13 protein-coding genes are annotated in these 14618 nt (G+C 42.5%); 6 read left to right on the plus strand and 7 right to left on the minus strand.

Annotated features, from left to right (window positions below):
* Positions 1 to 344: 344 nt before the first annotated feature.
* Positions 345 to 2108: a hypothetical protein gene (locus CHU92_RS11115; RefSeq protein WP_094415561.1), complete on the minus strand. Its 1764-nt coding sequence runs from the start codon at positions 2106 to 2108 to the stop codon at positions 345 to 347.
* Positions 2109 to 2358: 250 nt separating this feature from the next.
* On the opposite strand from CHU92_RS11115, the gene CHU92_RS11120 reads away from it, so the two are divergent.
* On the plus strand, positions 2359 to 2868 hold the full coding sequence (locus CHU92_RS11120) for a DUF2975 domain-containing protein (RefSeq protein WP_094415563.1): 510 nt from the start codon (positions 2359 to 2361) through the stop codon (positions 2866 to 2868).
* A 3-nt stretch (positions 2869 to 2871) separates the two neighbouring features.
* Complete coding sequence (locus CHU92_RS11125) at positions 2872 to 3093, plus strand: helix-turn-helix domain-containing protein (protein WP_094415565.1); 222 nt, start codon at positions 2872 to 2874, stop codon at positions 3091 to 3093.
* Here CHU92_RS11125 and CHU92_RS11130 read toward each other — a convergent pair.
* The 6 genes from CHU92_RS11130 to panC are packed head-to-tail and all read right to left on the minus strand — an operon-like array spanning position 3090 to position 9807.
* Positions 3090 to 5063 (minus strand): transglycosylase domain-containing protein, encoded by a 1974-nt coding sequence (locus CHU92_RS11130; protein WP_094415567.1) that lies wholly within the window; start codon positions 5061 to 5063, stop codon positions 3090 to 3092. The two genes, CHU92_RS11125 and CHU92_RS11130, sit on opposite strands and share 4 nt — an antisense overlap.
* Before the next feature lie 13 nt (positions 5064 to 5076).
* Positions 5077 to 6438: a DNA repair protein RadA gene (gene radA / locus CHU92_RS11135; protein WP_094415569.1), complete on the minus strand. Its 1362-nt coding sequence runs from the start codon at positions 6436 to 6438 to the stop codon at positions 5077 to 5079.
* Positions 6438 to 7589, minus strand: coding sequence for an alpha/beta hydrolase (locus CHU92_RS11140; RefSeq protein ID WP_165764643.1), 1152 nt, complete (start codon positions 7587 to 7589; stop codon positions 6438 to 6440). The genes radA and CHU92_RS11140 overlap by 1 nt, the downstream gene beginning before the upstream one ends.
* Positions 7590 to 7633: 44 nt before the next feature.
* Entirely contained in the window at positions 7634 to 8596 is a 963-nt protein-coding gene (locus tag CHU92_RS11145; RefSeq protein ID WP_094415572.1) for a lysylphosphatidylglycerol synthase transmembrane domain-containing protein, read from the minus strand.
* 1 nt (position 8597) lies between these two features.
* A complete protein-coding gene (panD, locus tag CHU92_RS11150; RefSeq protein ID WP_094415574.1) occupies positions 8598 to 8948 on the minus strand; it encodes an aspartate 1-decarboxylase in 351 nt (116 codons plus the stop codon).
* A gap of 13 nt (positions 8949 to 8961) precedes the next feature.
* Positions 8962 to 9807, minus strand: a complete 846-nt coding sequence (gene panC, locus CHU92_RS11155) for a pantoate--beta-alanine ligase (RefSeq protein WP_094415576.1) — start codon at positions 9805 to 9807, stop codon at positions 8962 to 8964.
* A 108-nt stretch (positions 9808 to 9915) separates the two neighbouring features.
* Here panC and CHU92_RS11160 point away from each other — a divergent pair, with 108 nt between their 5' ends.
* The 4 genes from CHU92_RS11160 (at position 9916) to CHU92_RS11175 (ending at position 14553) form a co-directional block, all read left to right on the plus strand.
* Entirely contained in the window at positions 9916 to 10722 is an 807-nt protein-coding gene (locus CHU92_RS11160; protein ID WP_094415578.1) for a glycogen/starch synthase, read from the plus strand.
* Between the two features lie 21 nt (positions 10723 to 10743).
* A complete protein-coding gene (locus CHU92_RS11165; RefSeq protein ID WP_094415580.1) occupies positions 10744 to 12375 on the plus strand; it encodes a DUF4270 domain-containing protein in 1632 nt (543 codons plus the stop codon).
* Positions 12376 to 12384: 9 nt separating this feature from the next.
* A complete protein-coding gene (gene glmS / locus CHU92_RS11170; protein WP_094415582.1) occupies positions 12385 to 14232 on the plus strand; it encodes a glutamine--fructose-6-phosphate transaminase (isomerizing) in 1848 nt (615 codons plus the stop codon).
* Between the two features lie 75 nt (positions 14233 to 14307).
* Positions 14308 to 14553 carry a hypothetical protein gene (locus CHU92_RS11175; RefSeq protein WP_094415584.1) on the plus strand — a complete coding sequence of 82 codons (246 nt, stop codon included), beginning with the start codon at positions 14308 to 14310 and terminating at the stop codon, positions 14551 to 14553.
* Positions 14554 to 14618: the final 65 nt, after the last annotated feature.

Here is a 14618-nt window from a genome sequence, read left to right on the forward strand (position 1 = left end):
TCTTTTTAATCAATAAGGGCGTGTCCCTGCGGGCCGGGCTTTCCGCTGCAAGTCCTCATTCCGCTGCGCTGCATTGCGGGCTTTCCNTGCTTTTGCTGAACACCGAGTCGCGTATCCTGGTAGCCAGAGCTACAAAATCATTATCTTTCATCTGAGTAAAATATAACATGTGCCCGCTTTGATCAAGGTATGAGTAATAATAAAAATTTTTAAATTGGATGCCCTTACCAAAGCCCGTTACTTTTAGCACTACATAAATAGTATCCTGCTGTTTTATTTTATCGAGGTCCTGTGCCTGTAAAAGCGTGGTAAAGAGCAGTAGGAAGATTAGGTTTTTCATGCTGTTAAGGGTTAAAGGCACCTTCACCGGTTGTAAAATAACTAAGAAAATAATAATAGGCTACAGAATTTATAGGATAGTCTTGCTGAAAAGCCGTACAGGTCTGCAGGCCCTGCAGGCTCATATACCGGAAATAGTCTTCCCATACCCAGGTTATAGGTGTAGTGGATGGCCCAGTTGGTGGATTAGCGGGCGCATACATATAGTATCCATTATTTTCGGCAGGATTTTCCACTTTAGCAATCTCTTCCGGTGTAAGCAGCTCGTCTTTAAGGTCAGCCAGTATGTCCGCGATAACGGGCGCCATGTGGTTAAACATAAAGTTGTGCTGGTTCATTTCAGGGTCTTGCCCGTTATAGACATGGTTCATAGCTGTGGCAAATTCGTTGTTGCTCAGGTTAGGCACTGTCATCCCTATAGTGGAGTTCCTGATTTTTTCCAGCAGGTAGGCGTGGATGCATTCGTGGATGATACTACAGGCAATGTAGACGTTTGAATTTTCAAGTAAATGTTCCCTGTCAATTGTAATTTCATTGTAGTAGCGCCCGTTGCTTAAGTTTTTAGGGACACACTGCCCGTTAGTAGCTATATTGTCTATCCTGAATTTGACATTTACGGTAAGGTTATCGTCAAAAAGATCATTAAATAATTCTTTGAACAGCGGTTGCTCGCGGAGGATTTGGTATATCTCCCTGAATTTTTCCTCTTCGGGTGAGTTGCCGGATACGGCGCTAAGATCTACATTGGCAGGTGAGTCTTGCGAGGCATCAAAATCGAGCTTCAGCCCACTGTCAATACTACTTTGTATAAAGGCTATAACATCATTTAAAGCATCAGTACTTACACCATTATCAAACAAATAGGCTGTAATTTCTGTTTTTTGCTGCTGGGTAGCAGTATTATTCCACCAGTTTCTCTGGCTGGCAGTGAGCCTGTTTACCAGTTGTGTTTCTGCTTTGTTGACTAACACCGGGGTGGTAAGCACCGGGTGGTCTTTTACGGGGGAGAGGCTCACTTGCTGCTGCGGGGCGGGGTTGCTGCCGCCACTCTCGGCAGGCGGCGGGGTGGTAGGGTTATAAATATCAATAAGGCCGCCACCGCCACCGGGTGTCCCACCGGTACTCCCGGGTGATGGGGATCCAGGCCGGGGGGATGGCCCGCCGTTATCACCACCAGACATACACTTCAAGTCGACAACGAGTACCATATGCTGTACTACATGCCAGTTCCTTACACAGCCGTTACCTGAATCACCGTTATCCCTTATTACCTGACCACTTGCATTTTGACAGTATCCAACACTTGTAAAACGTATATCTACACAATCTGCACCATTACCACTAATGGATATACGAGCTGTATTTTCAATAGTTTTTATAACATCAGGCATTTTCGATGCTATTATCCCGCCCTTGGAAAGTTTGTCCATTTCTTCAGGAGTAAGTAAATACTCCGTTATATAGGCATCATAGCCACCGCCTTCTTTAGAGTTCAATACCAGGTTTTCATATTTGTTGGTCGTATCCTCTTTACTAATCTGGAACGTATAGGAATGCCTGCCGTCTTTTTCAATCATCACAATATTGCTGGTGTCAATAAACACCCCCAGCTCCGCATTATACACGCCCCTGGCAGCCAGCGCCCCTTTTCTTTTCAGTTTAGCCTCATCCAGTTTTTGAATGGCTTTACGATTAATTTTTAGTTCATTGAAAGAAATGCTTTTAATAATGAAGCCTGTAGATTGCTCATTCGTTGTGTTTACTTCCATATCGTCATTCTGGCAGGAGATTGCTACAAATAACAACGATGCCAAGGGTAACACCAATAGTGCTTTGAGTTGTTTCGTAGGTTTATTTGTTTGGTTAATGATGTATAAATATACACTTTTTTATAAACTCAATACAAATAATAGTAACAGCACAAAGCTTATAGAAATAGTTATTAAATATTGTAAAACAAGTAAAAAATAGTGTTTATCTATATATAAATTATATTTGCGTTTGTTTTTCAAATATACTATGCAACGATTATCGCTTTTACGGTCTATTATCGGAATCCTGTTTTTCTTTTCCATGCTTGGGGTTATAGTTGGGCTGCCGCTAATCCTTATTGTGCTTATTTTCCCCACAAAAGTCCCGTTTAATTTTAACGGTTACCTGCTTAATGCTGATAAGATGGAAATAGTGTTCTTGTCGGCGGTTATCTATGCAGCGCATTGTGCTTTTACTTACGGTTTATACCTGCTGAAAAAGACATTAGCACTCTTCAGCAAGAGGATTTTTTTTGACCAGAAAGTAATCTTTTATCTAGGCAGGACAGGAAAAAGTTTCCTTATTTCGGGACTTTTATGGATTGTCCCTCTTTTCTTCTGCTACCTGCCGGCTGACAACAGGGTAAAAACCAATACGGATGCAGATGGTTTTGCGATACCCATCTTTCACTTAGCCATTGGGCTTTTTTTTACGGTACTTAGTGAGGTATTCCTCATGGCAAAAAAGATGAAAGAAGAAAACGAACTCACCATCTGATCCATGCCTATACTAATAAACCTTGATGTAATGCTGGCACGGCGCAAAATGCGCAGCAATGAACTTGCAGAGAAGATAGGCATAACCACGGCCAACCTGTCAATCCTGAAAACAGGAAAAGCCAAAGCCATACGCTTCAGTACCCTTGAAGCCATTTGCCGGGAACTGGAATGCCAGCCCGGGGATATTATGGAGTTTACAGCGGGAAAAGGCGAAAAGGTTTAAAAATCAAACTCGTCAAAATCAACTGAGTCGTTTTCTACAGGCACTTCCTCTGCTTTTATATTAAGCCTTGAGCGGGCCGGGCCGGTAATGTTTATAAGCCCATTTTGCGCTATGGTGTCTTCAGGTATGAGCAATCCGCGGCGGAGCATCAGTTTTTTTATATAATCATTATGGCGTTCGGCATAGCTTTTAAGGTTGCCCTGACTGTCAAATTTCCACATGAAAGCCTTAGGGCGTGGTACTATGCTGGCCAGGTAAATACTTTCATCAAGCGAAAGCTCACCCGGGTGTTTCTGGAAATAGTACCGGGCAGCTTCGCCAACGCCATATACATTAGGCCCCCATTCAATGATATTAAAATATACTTCCAGCATACGCTCCTTGCTTACTATGCGGTTGTTTTCAAGAATATAAACCAGCAGTATCTCTTCAAGTTTTCGGGAGAGTGTCTTTTCGCGGGTGAGGAACACGTTCTTTACCAGCTGCATGCTTATGGTACTGGCGCCACGGGCAAATTTCCGTGTTTTTATATTCTTGATGATAGATTGCCTGAACGCTTCTGTAATAAATCCCCGATGGCGGAAAAATGAAGGGTCTTCGCTGGTAAGCAATGCTTTACGGAGGTATGGCGAAATTTCATTAAGCGGTGTATAAAACGGGTTGCTGAACCCGACGAATACCGGGCGCTGCTGCACGCCGTTTTCTATGGCACGATAGGTGAAGGCGCCGTTAAGCCTGTTGAGGTCTGCCGCACCATATTTGATTATGGCCAGCCCCTCCTTCTTGAGATTGCTGTCGAAAACAATCTCCCTCGGCTTGTTTTTGTTATAAATAAAGTTTAGTCCATAGCTGAATGTCCCTTCAGCCTCCATACCTTCAAAATTAGAGAAAAGCCCTTTGGGCAATGACGTAATAAAATCCTGTGCCTTCATTTTAGGTATATCCGCTTTAAGCTGGTACACCGTATCTTTTTCCACACTGTATTTGAGTAACGGCTTTACCTTAATTTTATTCAGCTGTGCTGTAGATGTACTGTCAAGCGCAATAAAGTCTTCCCCGAAAAGGAATCGGTAATCAAAACGCGCTTTGTCTATGATTACATCTTTTTTGGCGATTTTAGGGTGGTTAACCATAAAATTGGTTATGGAGGCAAACCCGTCGAGGCGCATCTCGCCGCCGCTCATGTCAAGGTTGGTTACGTTTAACTGTATAGAGTCGAAAGCTGCTTTGAGGCCGTACCGTTCATCAAGGTAAGGCAATTGTATGCGGCTGGTATCGGTATTAAAAAATTTGAGGTTGGCCTTTTTGTTGCGCGGGTCAGCGAAGCCTTTTACCATCCATGTCTGTTTAAGGTTATTGGACGTCACCACAATTTCTGACTCCAGTTGCTTATCCGCAAGGCGCATATGGTCCATATTCAGGCTCACCTTCTTACCCATATAATCCATTTTCAGGGTAAGGTTTTCCAGGGACATATCGGTAGGGACCAGGTTTAACGCTTTAGTGAGTATGCTGTAGGCACGTTCCGCATAATTGGCTTCCTTGTTGTTATCATCTTCTTCAGTTTTTTTTCCCCGTTTAAGAAACCTTTCATAATTGCTGCCGGTACTGTCTTTTACAAGCTGTACATAACCATTTTTCATTTCAAGGGTACCGAGCTGTATATTCCCTGTAAAGAGTTTCAGTAAGTTTACAGATGTTTTTATCCTCTCAACCTGGAGCAGGGTTGCCGCGCCCCTGGGGCGGATGGTTATGCCTTCCATGGTTATGTGTGACAGGCCTTCAAACTTTGCTGCCTTTACCAAGAACGTACTGTTATAGCCAGTTTCCATTTTTTTGCTGATTTTGGAAATAGCCTTATCAAGAACCATGTTCCGGAACGCAAAAAAAGATAGGATGCCAAGTATTATAACAACTGCAACAACCTTTAGCAGATTGACTGCAAGCTTTTTTTTATTGATTTTTCGCATGTAAACATTTTTGTTAGCCAAACAGGTGGGCAGCCACATCTTCAATTTTCGCCACCAGTTTCACCTCTATCCCTGTTTTTCTTAACGGGATTTTGTTGTATTTTGATACAAAAATAGCAGAAAATCCGAGTTTTTCTGCCTCCAGTATGCGTTGCTCCACCCGGTTAACAGGGCGTATTTCACCGGAAAGGCCGATTTCGCCGGCAAAGCAAAAATCTTTATTTACCGGGATGTCCTCATTAGAGGATAATATTGCTGCCACAACAGCCAGGTCTATGGCCGGGTCATCAACATTTATTCCGCCCGTTATATTTAGGAAAACGTCTTTAGCCCCCAGGCGGAAACCGGCGCGTTTTTCCAGCACCGCAAGTATCATGTTCAGGCGTTTTGCATTGTAGCCGGTGGTGCTGCGCTGTGGCGTGCCATATACTGCGGTGCTTACGAGCGCCTGTATTTCTACGAGCAGTGGGCGCATCCCTTCGAGTGTGGTGGCTATTGCCGTGCCACTAAGTTCTTCTTCTTTATGTGAAATAAGTATTTCCGATGGGTTGGCCACTTCCCGGAGCCCGCTGCCCTGCATTTCGTATATGCCGAGTTCTGCCGTAGATCCAAACCGGTTTTTGAGCGAACGGAGTATGCGGTACACGTGGTTGCGGTCGCCCTCAAACTGCAGTACGGTATCGACCATGTGTTCCAGTATCTTAGGGCCGGCTATACTTCCATCTTTGGTAATGTGCCCTATAAGGATTACAGGTACATTGGTTTCTTTGGCAAATTTTATAAGTTCGGCTGTGGTTTCCCTTATTTGTGAAATACTTCCTGCCGATGATTCAATATAATCGGAATGGAGTGTCTGGATAGAATCAATTATTACGACTTCCGGCCCTATTGCCTCTATCTGCTTAAAAATATTTTGTGTTTTAGTTTCAGTAAGTATATAGCAGTTTTCGGCGTTTTCAATGATCCTTTCGCCCCGCATTTTTATCTGTTTCTGGCTTTCCTCTCCCGAAACGTATAATGTGCGGTAAGGCAGCTTAAGTGATATCTGCAGCAGTAGCGTACTTTTACCTATACCTGGTTCACCGCCAAGCAATGTAAGGGATCCTGGCACCAGCCCCCCGCCAAGTACCCGGTTAAGTTCACTATCTGTGGTATCCATCCGTACCTCGGCAGCCGAATCTATTTCATTAATACGAAGTGGCCTCGCTGCCCTTTTGTGTTCGGGCGCTGATGGCCTCCATGCCTGTTTCTCTTCTTTCTGTACTACTTCTTCGACAATAGTATTCCATTCCCGGCAGGCATTGCACTGGCCCTGCCATTTGGGGTATTGCGTGCCACAATTCTGGCAAAAAAAAGAAGTTTTTATTTTGGCCATTAATTTCCTTCCGTGCTTTGTACGGATTCCGCTTTTTGTATCATAAAATCTTTAGTATATTCCGCAATGCTGTTTAAAGAATAACTGTTGGCATACGTTTTCAATGCTTTTTTTTTATCCCCGGTTTTTTCATAAAACAGCCCGGTATAGTATTCCCCGAATATGGTTTTGGGATAATTCTTTTTGGCAAGTGAAGACAGCTCCTTTAGCTCTTCAAAATTTCCTTTTTTTAGTATTGCAACCTCAACAGCCTTAAAGTCATTCAGCCTTATTGTTACATCATATCCCAAAATTTTTTTCATTGCTTCATACTTATCTTTAAGGTACTTAGCCTGGCCAGAGGGCAGCGATGCTATTTTTTCGAATTCCTGGGATGAGATAGGCTGGTAAAAAGAAAAGACATGGTATATAGCGGCCGGTATGGCACAGGCTGCAAGTGCGTAATGAGTGGTGGATTTAAACTCATCAAAACGGTATTTAACTTCCGGATTGGATGCCGCGGCCATGTTAGTATTAAATATTTTAGCTTTATTTCGTATATCTTCCGCATCGCCATCAGCTACCGCCACATAATAATAAATGGGTGTTTTTAAGGATTGAAGCGCGGCCGGTACAAAATCCTCCATATTGGGCTGGAAATCTGGGCTTAGATTTATATACCCGTTAAAAAAAGGTTTTTCCTTGAGCAGGAAAGCATTGATAAATCCTGCCGTGATATTATGCCCTGCGATAACCTTCATGGGCCCTACACTGTAGCCTTCTTCAATATAGGGAACCAGTTCCTGCGTTATAAATTCGAAAAACTGGGCACCTTTTCCATAGGGCAGCCCTGTTTGCTCTTCATATTCCGTAACGCTTTCACGCATGTTGTCCTTATTCTGGTTTATACCTACTAATATTACTTCAGGGAGTTCATCCCAGTAAGCGGTGTAGGCAAATATTCCGTTAAAAGGTTCCAGAAGGTACTCGCCGTCCAGCACAATCACCAGCGGGTATTTTTTTTCACCCGTATCTTTATAATAGGGAGGCGTAATGATGGTTATATTACGCGTTTCACCAAGTATGGAAGAATAAAATTCTTCACGCTTTTTCTTTTGAGCAAAAACTGCAGAAAAGACAAGCAAAATCAGCAGTACTAAATTGTTTTTCATTACTTTACGGTATTGGGGAGGGAAATAGGGGGGCAATATAATAATTATTTGTTTTTGTGCAGTAAAGGCAGCAATAAAAATGAAAGGCTGCCCAGCAAAATTATTAATCCTATTTGCGAAGCCCATACAATCCAGCCAAAAGCAGTGCCCACGGTAGCAGAAATACCATATAGTGCCAAAACCGATGCAATAGCATAAGGATAAATGCCAAAGCCGCTGTTGGTAAAAGTTATGGCCAGGCTGCCTATTACAAACGCGGTAGAAATAACCCCAAAGCTTATATCAGAGGTCTGCGGCAGCGCATAAATGGTTACATAAAACATAAGCACATAAGAAACCCAAATGTAAATGCTGTGTAGCAGGAAAGGCCATTTGTTGCGCATTTTAAACACGCTAAGGGCGCCTTCGGTAAGGCCTGAAACCTTAATTTTAAGCTTCTGTACCCAACGAATCTTTGAATACATGAAGAACAGTATCGAGGCAATAAAAAATATTACGGCAACAGCGCTATAAAACACCAGCTTCTCGAAAGGGATGTTCTTTATAAGATAATCTTTCAAAACACTGAACTGAAGTATTATGGTTCCTGCAAGCACCAGGACCAGCAATATCAGGTCAACTATCCTTTCTGATATTATAGTGCCAAGGGCTTTATCAAAAGGTACATTACTGTATTTTTTGAGCAGCAGTGCCCGGCTGACCTCTCCGGAGCGGGGAATGGTCATATTCATGAAATAGGCAATACAAACCGCGAAGAAATTAGTGGCAAAGGGGGAATGGTATCCCATATGCCCCAACGTGTAGCGCCAGCGGTAAGCCCGGGACACATAGCCTGTAAGGGCTATACCAAGTGAAATGAATATGTAGGTATAATCAGCATTTTTAAAGTGCGATTTTAATTCTGCCAGCTGTTGCGGCGTAAACTTGTTATAGGTATATATAATTAAAAAAAATCCCAGCAACAGCGGGAGTATGATACTTAAAATCTTTGTAAACTGATTCTTCACCTTACGTTAATGAATTGTCTTTTTCGTTAGGGAATACAAGCATGGGCTTAAAAGATTTTGCTTCTTCAAAATCCAGTATGCCATAAGATATTATGATGATAATATCACCTTTTTGCACTTTCCTGGCCGCAGGGCCGTTCAGCGTGATTTCGCCGCTGTTCCTGTTTCCTTTAATCACATAAGTCTCAAGGCGTTCACCGTTATTGATGTTCACTATAGAAACTTTTTCCCCTTCAATAATATTGGCGGCTTCCATAAGAGCCTCATCAATGGTAATACTGCCAATATAGTTTAAATCGGCTCCCGTCACCGTAACACGGTGAAGCTTGGATTTTACAACTTGAATTTGCATGGTGCAAAGGTAATCAATTTAACGGAATATTGTCTATCAACCTAATGTTGCTTATGGTCACCGCAATAAAAGCCCTGTATTTTTTATCCAACTTTACTGTGGCAGGCTTCAGCGTGGCCTCATCTGCAATTTCAAAATATTCCAGCACAAATTCCGGATACTGCCCGAAAGCATTAGCAACATACTTCTTTATCTGGGCGATATCATGAAACTCAAACAGTTCCCTGGTCTCTGTGAGCGTTTTGTATATAAAAGCGGCTTTTTCCCTGTCTTCCCCGCTAAGCCTCTCATTGCGTGAGCTCATAGCCAGGCCGCTGGGTTCCCGTAATATAGGGCAACCGATGATCTGTACCGGCAGGCTGGCTTTCTCAGCCATTTTGCGCACGACCTGCAATTGCTGGAAGTCTTTCTCGCCAAAGTATGCCCTGTCTGGCTTCACAATATCAAATAATTTTTTTACAATGGTTCCTACACCGTCAAAATGCCCCGGGCGGTGTGCCCCCTCCATCTGTTCCTCAAGCCCGTCAAAAGAAAAATGCGCAGATTGTGTGTTGCCGTCATACATTTCATCTACCGAAGGTGCAAATACAATGATTGCCTCACTTACGGTACCGATTTTTTTTACGTCGGAATCAAGGGTGCGGGGGTATTTTTCAAGGTCATCAGGATTGTTAAACTGTGTAGGATTAACAAAAATACTTATTACGGTTACGGTATTATCGGCAACAGATTGCCGCAACAGCGACAGGTGCCCCTCATGCAAAGCGCCCATTGTGGGCACAAAGCCTATGGCGGAGTTACTGCCCGAGTGCGCGGCTAAATAGTTGCCCAGGCCGGCTTTGTCATTGAAAATGAGCATCAAATAGGGGTTAAAATTCGGGGCAAAATTAATGTAATAGTTATGAAATGCACAAAATTGTTTAATTTTGCATGTTTTTATAAACGAAAATAAAATTAAATTTTGAAGATGGAGGATAAGAGGATATTATATGTATCATCTGAAGTAGTTCCCTACTTGGCTGAAAATGAAGTTTCTTTGATGTCTTACGATGTGCCTAAAATGATTAATGACCAGGGCGGGCAAATAAGGATTTTCATGCCAAGGTATGGCAACATTAATGAAAGGAGGCACCAGCTGCATGAGGTTATCCGCTTATCCGGGATGAATTTGGTTGTTAACGATATGGACATGCCGCTAATTATAAAAGTAGCATCTATCCCTAAAGAACGCATACAGGTCTATTTTATTGATAACGACGAATACTTTAAGCGGAAAGCCACCTTTACGGATGAAGACGGCGTATTGTACCCTGACAATGATGAAAGGGCTATATTTTTTGCCAAAGGGGTGGTAGAAACCGTAAAAAAACTTAACTGGGTACCCGATATTATACATGTACATGGCTGGCTCGCGGCGCTCCTGCCGGTTTATATGAAGCATTATTATAAAAATGAAGCATTATTTGCCGACACTAAAATTGTAACATCTGTATACACACAAGGGTTTGACGGCAAGCTCCATCCTGAAATGCTTGGTAAGGTCCTCTTTGACAATATTCCTGAAGAGGGTGTCAAGAACCTTGCAGAGCCTGATTATGATAATATCATGAAAGCCTCAATAGCACACTCTGATGCTGTTATAATAGCTTCCGAAAACCTTTCCCCTACTCTCAAGGAATTCATCAATGCATCAGGGAAACCAGTATTGCACTATGTCCCTAAAGATAAATTTGCCGAGGCGTATACTAATTTCTATAAAAATCAGGTTTTATAGAGAACTCCTTAAAAAATAACTATGACTAAGATTTTAATAAAACGAATTTTTATATTCTTCACGTTCATTACCCTGGCTTCGTGCGACAGCAACTTTAATGAACTTGGCTCTGATATTATTGATGATGATATACATCATAACAACATCCAGCAGTTCATTTCGGAAGTAGTTGCTTATGACAGGCCTACAGGTGCTGTACAGGCGAACAATATGCCCATGAATATGCTGGGTGTATATGAGCCTTCTTCTTTTAATTACGGTAAAACCATTGCCAGCTTTGTTACCCAGCTGGAACTGGCTTCAGAAAACCCGAAATTCTCAAACCCGGTTGTTGAAAGCGTACAGCTTTATGTGCCTTATTTCAGTACAAGAGAAAGCACGAACTCCAGTACCGGCGTCAGCACCTACTCACTCGACTCTATCTATGGTAATCTTAGCTCAAGAATAAAGCTCAGTGTATATGAAAATAAGTTCTTTTTAAGGACAACCAATGCGGGCAGTGGCAACCTGGAAACCTATTATTCAAATGACAGGGATCTTGTAGATGCCTTATCAACAACTTCGCCCAGGCTTAACGACAGCCCTCTGTCAGGGCAAAACGACCTTTTCGCTTTTAGCGCAACTGAAATTGAGCGCCTTGCTGACGGCGAAGTGGCAGAACGCCTTACCCCGGGCATGTACCTGACACTGAACAAGGATTTTTTTCAAAATAAAATACTGAACCAGCCACAGGGAGGTAACTTGCTCAATAACAATGTTTTTAAAAATTATTTCCGGGGGCTTTATTTTAAAGTGGAGCAAATAGGCTCGCAAAACGTCATGGCAATGATGCGGTTTGGTGACGGCCGCATTGTAATCCGCTATACAGATGATAAACTTGATTTTAACGGAAATGTGGTTACCCCGATTGAAAGAGTGGAAAAAACCCTGACTATTAATCTTAAAGGTAATACCATCAACTTTTTTGACAATACCTATACCCCTTCATTTGAAAATGCCGTAACCGTATCTAACCCTAACGCAGGCGACAGCGAATTATACCTTAAAGGCGGGGCTGGATCTATGGCTATAATAAAGATTAACCGGGAAGACCTGCTGGCCAATTTGCCACAGGGTGTTAGCAGTTCCCCAAAAGTACTCATTAACGAAGCCAACCTTACCTTTTATATCAAGAACACGAATCCGTCACAAAACCTGGCTGAACAGCCCTTGAGGGTTTATCTTTATGACCTTAATAACAGGCGCCCTGTATATGATTACTATATTGATAACAGCTCCAATTCATCGAGTCCGAAACTTAATAAAATTATTCATGGCGGGATTCGCGGCAGCAACAGCACAGGAAGGGGCTACAGGATACGGCTTACAAATCATATCAACAATCTTGTCAATAAAGATTCTACCAATATAATGCTTGGCCTTGTAGTAACAGAAAACATCAACCTTACGGGGCTGGCAACGCTGCGGAATCCTTTTACAGAAACAGCCTTAGATAACAATGGTAACATTTACAGTTTACCTGTAAAAGACGTGCCATTGCCTTCAGTGTTTAGCCCGGTGGGTACAATATTATATGGCAATAATATACCGGCTAATGACCCGGATTATAACAAAAGGCTAAAGCTGGAAATTTATTATACTAAACCCAATTGATAACTAATTATGTGTGGAATTGTAGGTTATATCGGTAACAGGGAAGCATATCCTGTTATAATAAAAGGCCTTAAAAGGCTTGAGTACAGAGGGTACGATAGTGCGGGCGTTGTGCTGTATGACGGCACAGGCCTTAAACTCGCCAAAACTAAAGGAAAGGTATCTGACCTTGAAGAAAAGGCGGCAAAAGAAATCAGCACCGGCGGCAGCATAGGCATTGGCCATACACGCTGGGCTACCCACGGAGTACCAAACGATGTTAACTCTCACCCGCACTTTTCTAACTCCGGCAACATAGCCATTGTGCACAACGGCATCATCGAAAATTATGAGCCGCTAAAAAAAGAACTTAAGAAAAGAGGATACACTTTCCAATCGGATACAGATACTGAAGTGCTGGCAAACCTCATAGAAGATGTAAAGAAAAAAGACAACCTGAAAATAGGCAAAGCAGTTCAGGTAGCCCTTAACCAGGTAGTTGGCGCCTATGCCATAGCTGTTTTTGACAAGGAAAAACCAGATGAAATAGTATGCGCACGGCTGGGCAGCCCGCTGGCTATAGGTGTAGGTAAAGACGAATTTTTTGTAGCTTCTGACGCTTCCCCTTTTATAGAGTATACATCTAATGCCATATATCTGGAAGATGAGGAAATGGCTATAATAAGCCTTGGCAAACCGATGAAGATACGCAAGATAAAAGACGACTCACTGGTTGACCCTTACATACAGGAACTGCAAATTAACCTTGAGCAGATTGAAAAAGGCGGCTATGACCATTTTATGCTTAAGGAAATATATGAGCAGCCTAACGTTATAACCGATACGTACCGAGGAAGGCTTCATGCCAATGAAGGCCTTATAAAAATGGCGGGTATTGAAGATAACCTGCAAAAGTTCCTCAACGCGCCGAGGATACTGATCATTGCCTGTGGTACCTCATGGCATGCAGGGCTGGTAGCTGAATACATTTTTGAAGAATTTGCACGTATACCGGTTGAAGTGGAATATGCTTCAGAGTTCCGCTACAGGAACCCCATAATCAATGAAAATGATGTGGTTATTGCCATATCGCAATCGGGTGAAACGGCCGATACGCTTGCAGCCATTAAGCTCGCCAAGGAGCATGGTGCCTTTGTTTTCGGCGTATGTAATGTGGTTGGTTCTTCCATTTCGCGTGAAACACATGCCGGCGCCTATACGCATGCCGGGCCAGAAATCGGTGTGGCCTCTACCAAGGCATTTACTACACAAATCACGGTGCTTACCCTGATAGCGCTTCGCCTGGCGCAGGCCAAGGGGACACTGAGCAACTCTATGTTCCACCGCTACCTGCAGGAGCTTGAGCTTATACCGGAAAAAGTAAGCGAGGCCCTTGAAACCAATGACGTTGCCAAAGCTATTGCCGATATATACAAAGATGCGCCCAACTGCCTTTACCTGGGCCGTGGCTATAACTTCCCTGTAGCCCTGGAAGGCGCCCTTAAACTGAAAGAGATATCATACATACACGCCGAAGGCTACCCTGCTGCCGAAATGAAGCACGGGCCTATTGCCCTTATTGATGAGCAAATGCCGGTAGTGATCATTGCGCCAAGGCAGGAGCATTATGATAAGATAGTGAGCAACATACAGGAAATAAAATCACGCAGCGGAAAAATTATCGCCATAGTAACCAGAGGCGATGTACAGGTAAAAGAGCTGGCCGACCACGTTATTGAAATACCGGAAACAACCGATGCGCTTTCGCCGCTTATTACTACCATCCCGCTACAGTTGCTTAGCTACCACATTGCCGTAATGCGCGGCTGTAACGTGGACCAACCAAGGAACCTGGCGAAGTCGGTTACAGTGGAGTAAATAATTATAATTATATTTATATATTGGAAAAAATTTTGTATTTTTAATCTAAAATATTTCACTGATTCACTTATTATGAAAACTGTTGTAAGATATTTGTCTAAGATTTCTGGCTTAATTGATTTGACAGTTAGTAGAGTTTATCATAATCTTGATTTTGAAAATTCTCTGCCTGGAAGAAATATTGAGGAAATACTTGAAAATCCACATGATAAATTAGAGCTTGAAAAAGCTATAGAAAAGCTTAAGCAAAATAAGAATCAAGAATATGAAGATGTAAAATTATCTAATAATGAAACATTAACTATTTCAATCTCATAAATTTGAATTTTAATATAGTCTAAGTTCAATTCATAAGTGCAACACATAAATCTGCTGGAGTTTCC

The sequence above is a fragment of the Flavobacterium cyanobacteriorum genome (genome assembly GCF_002251835.1).
Classification (GTDB): Bacteria; Bacteroidota; Bacteroidia; order Flavobacteriales; family Flavobacteriaceae; genus Flavobacterium; species Flavobacterium cyanobacteriorum.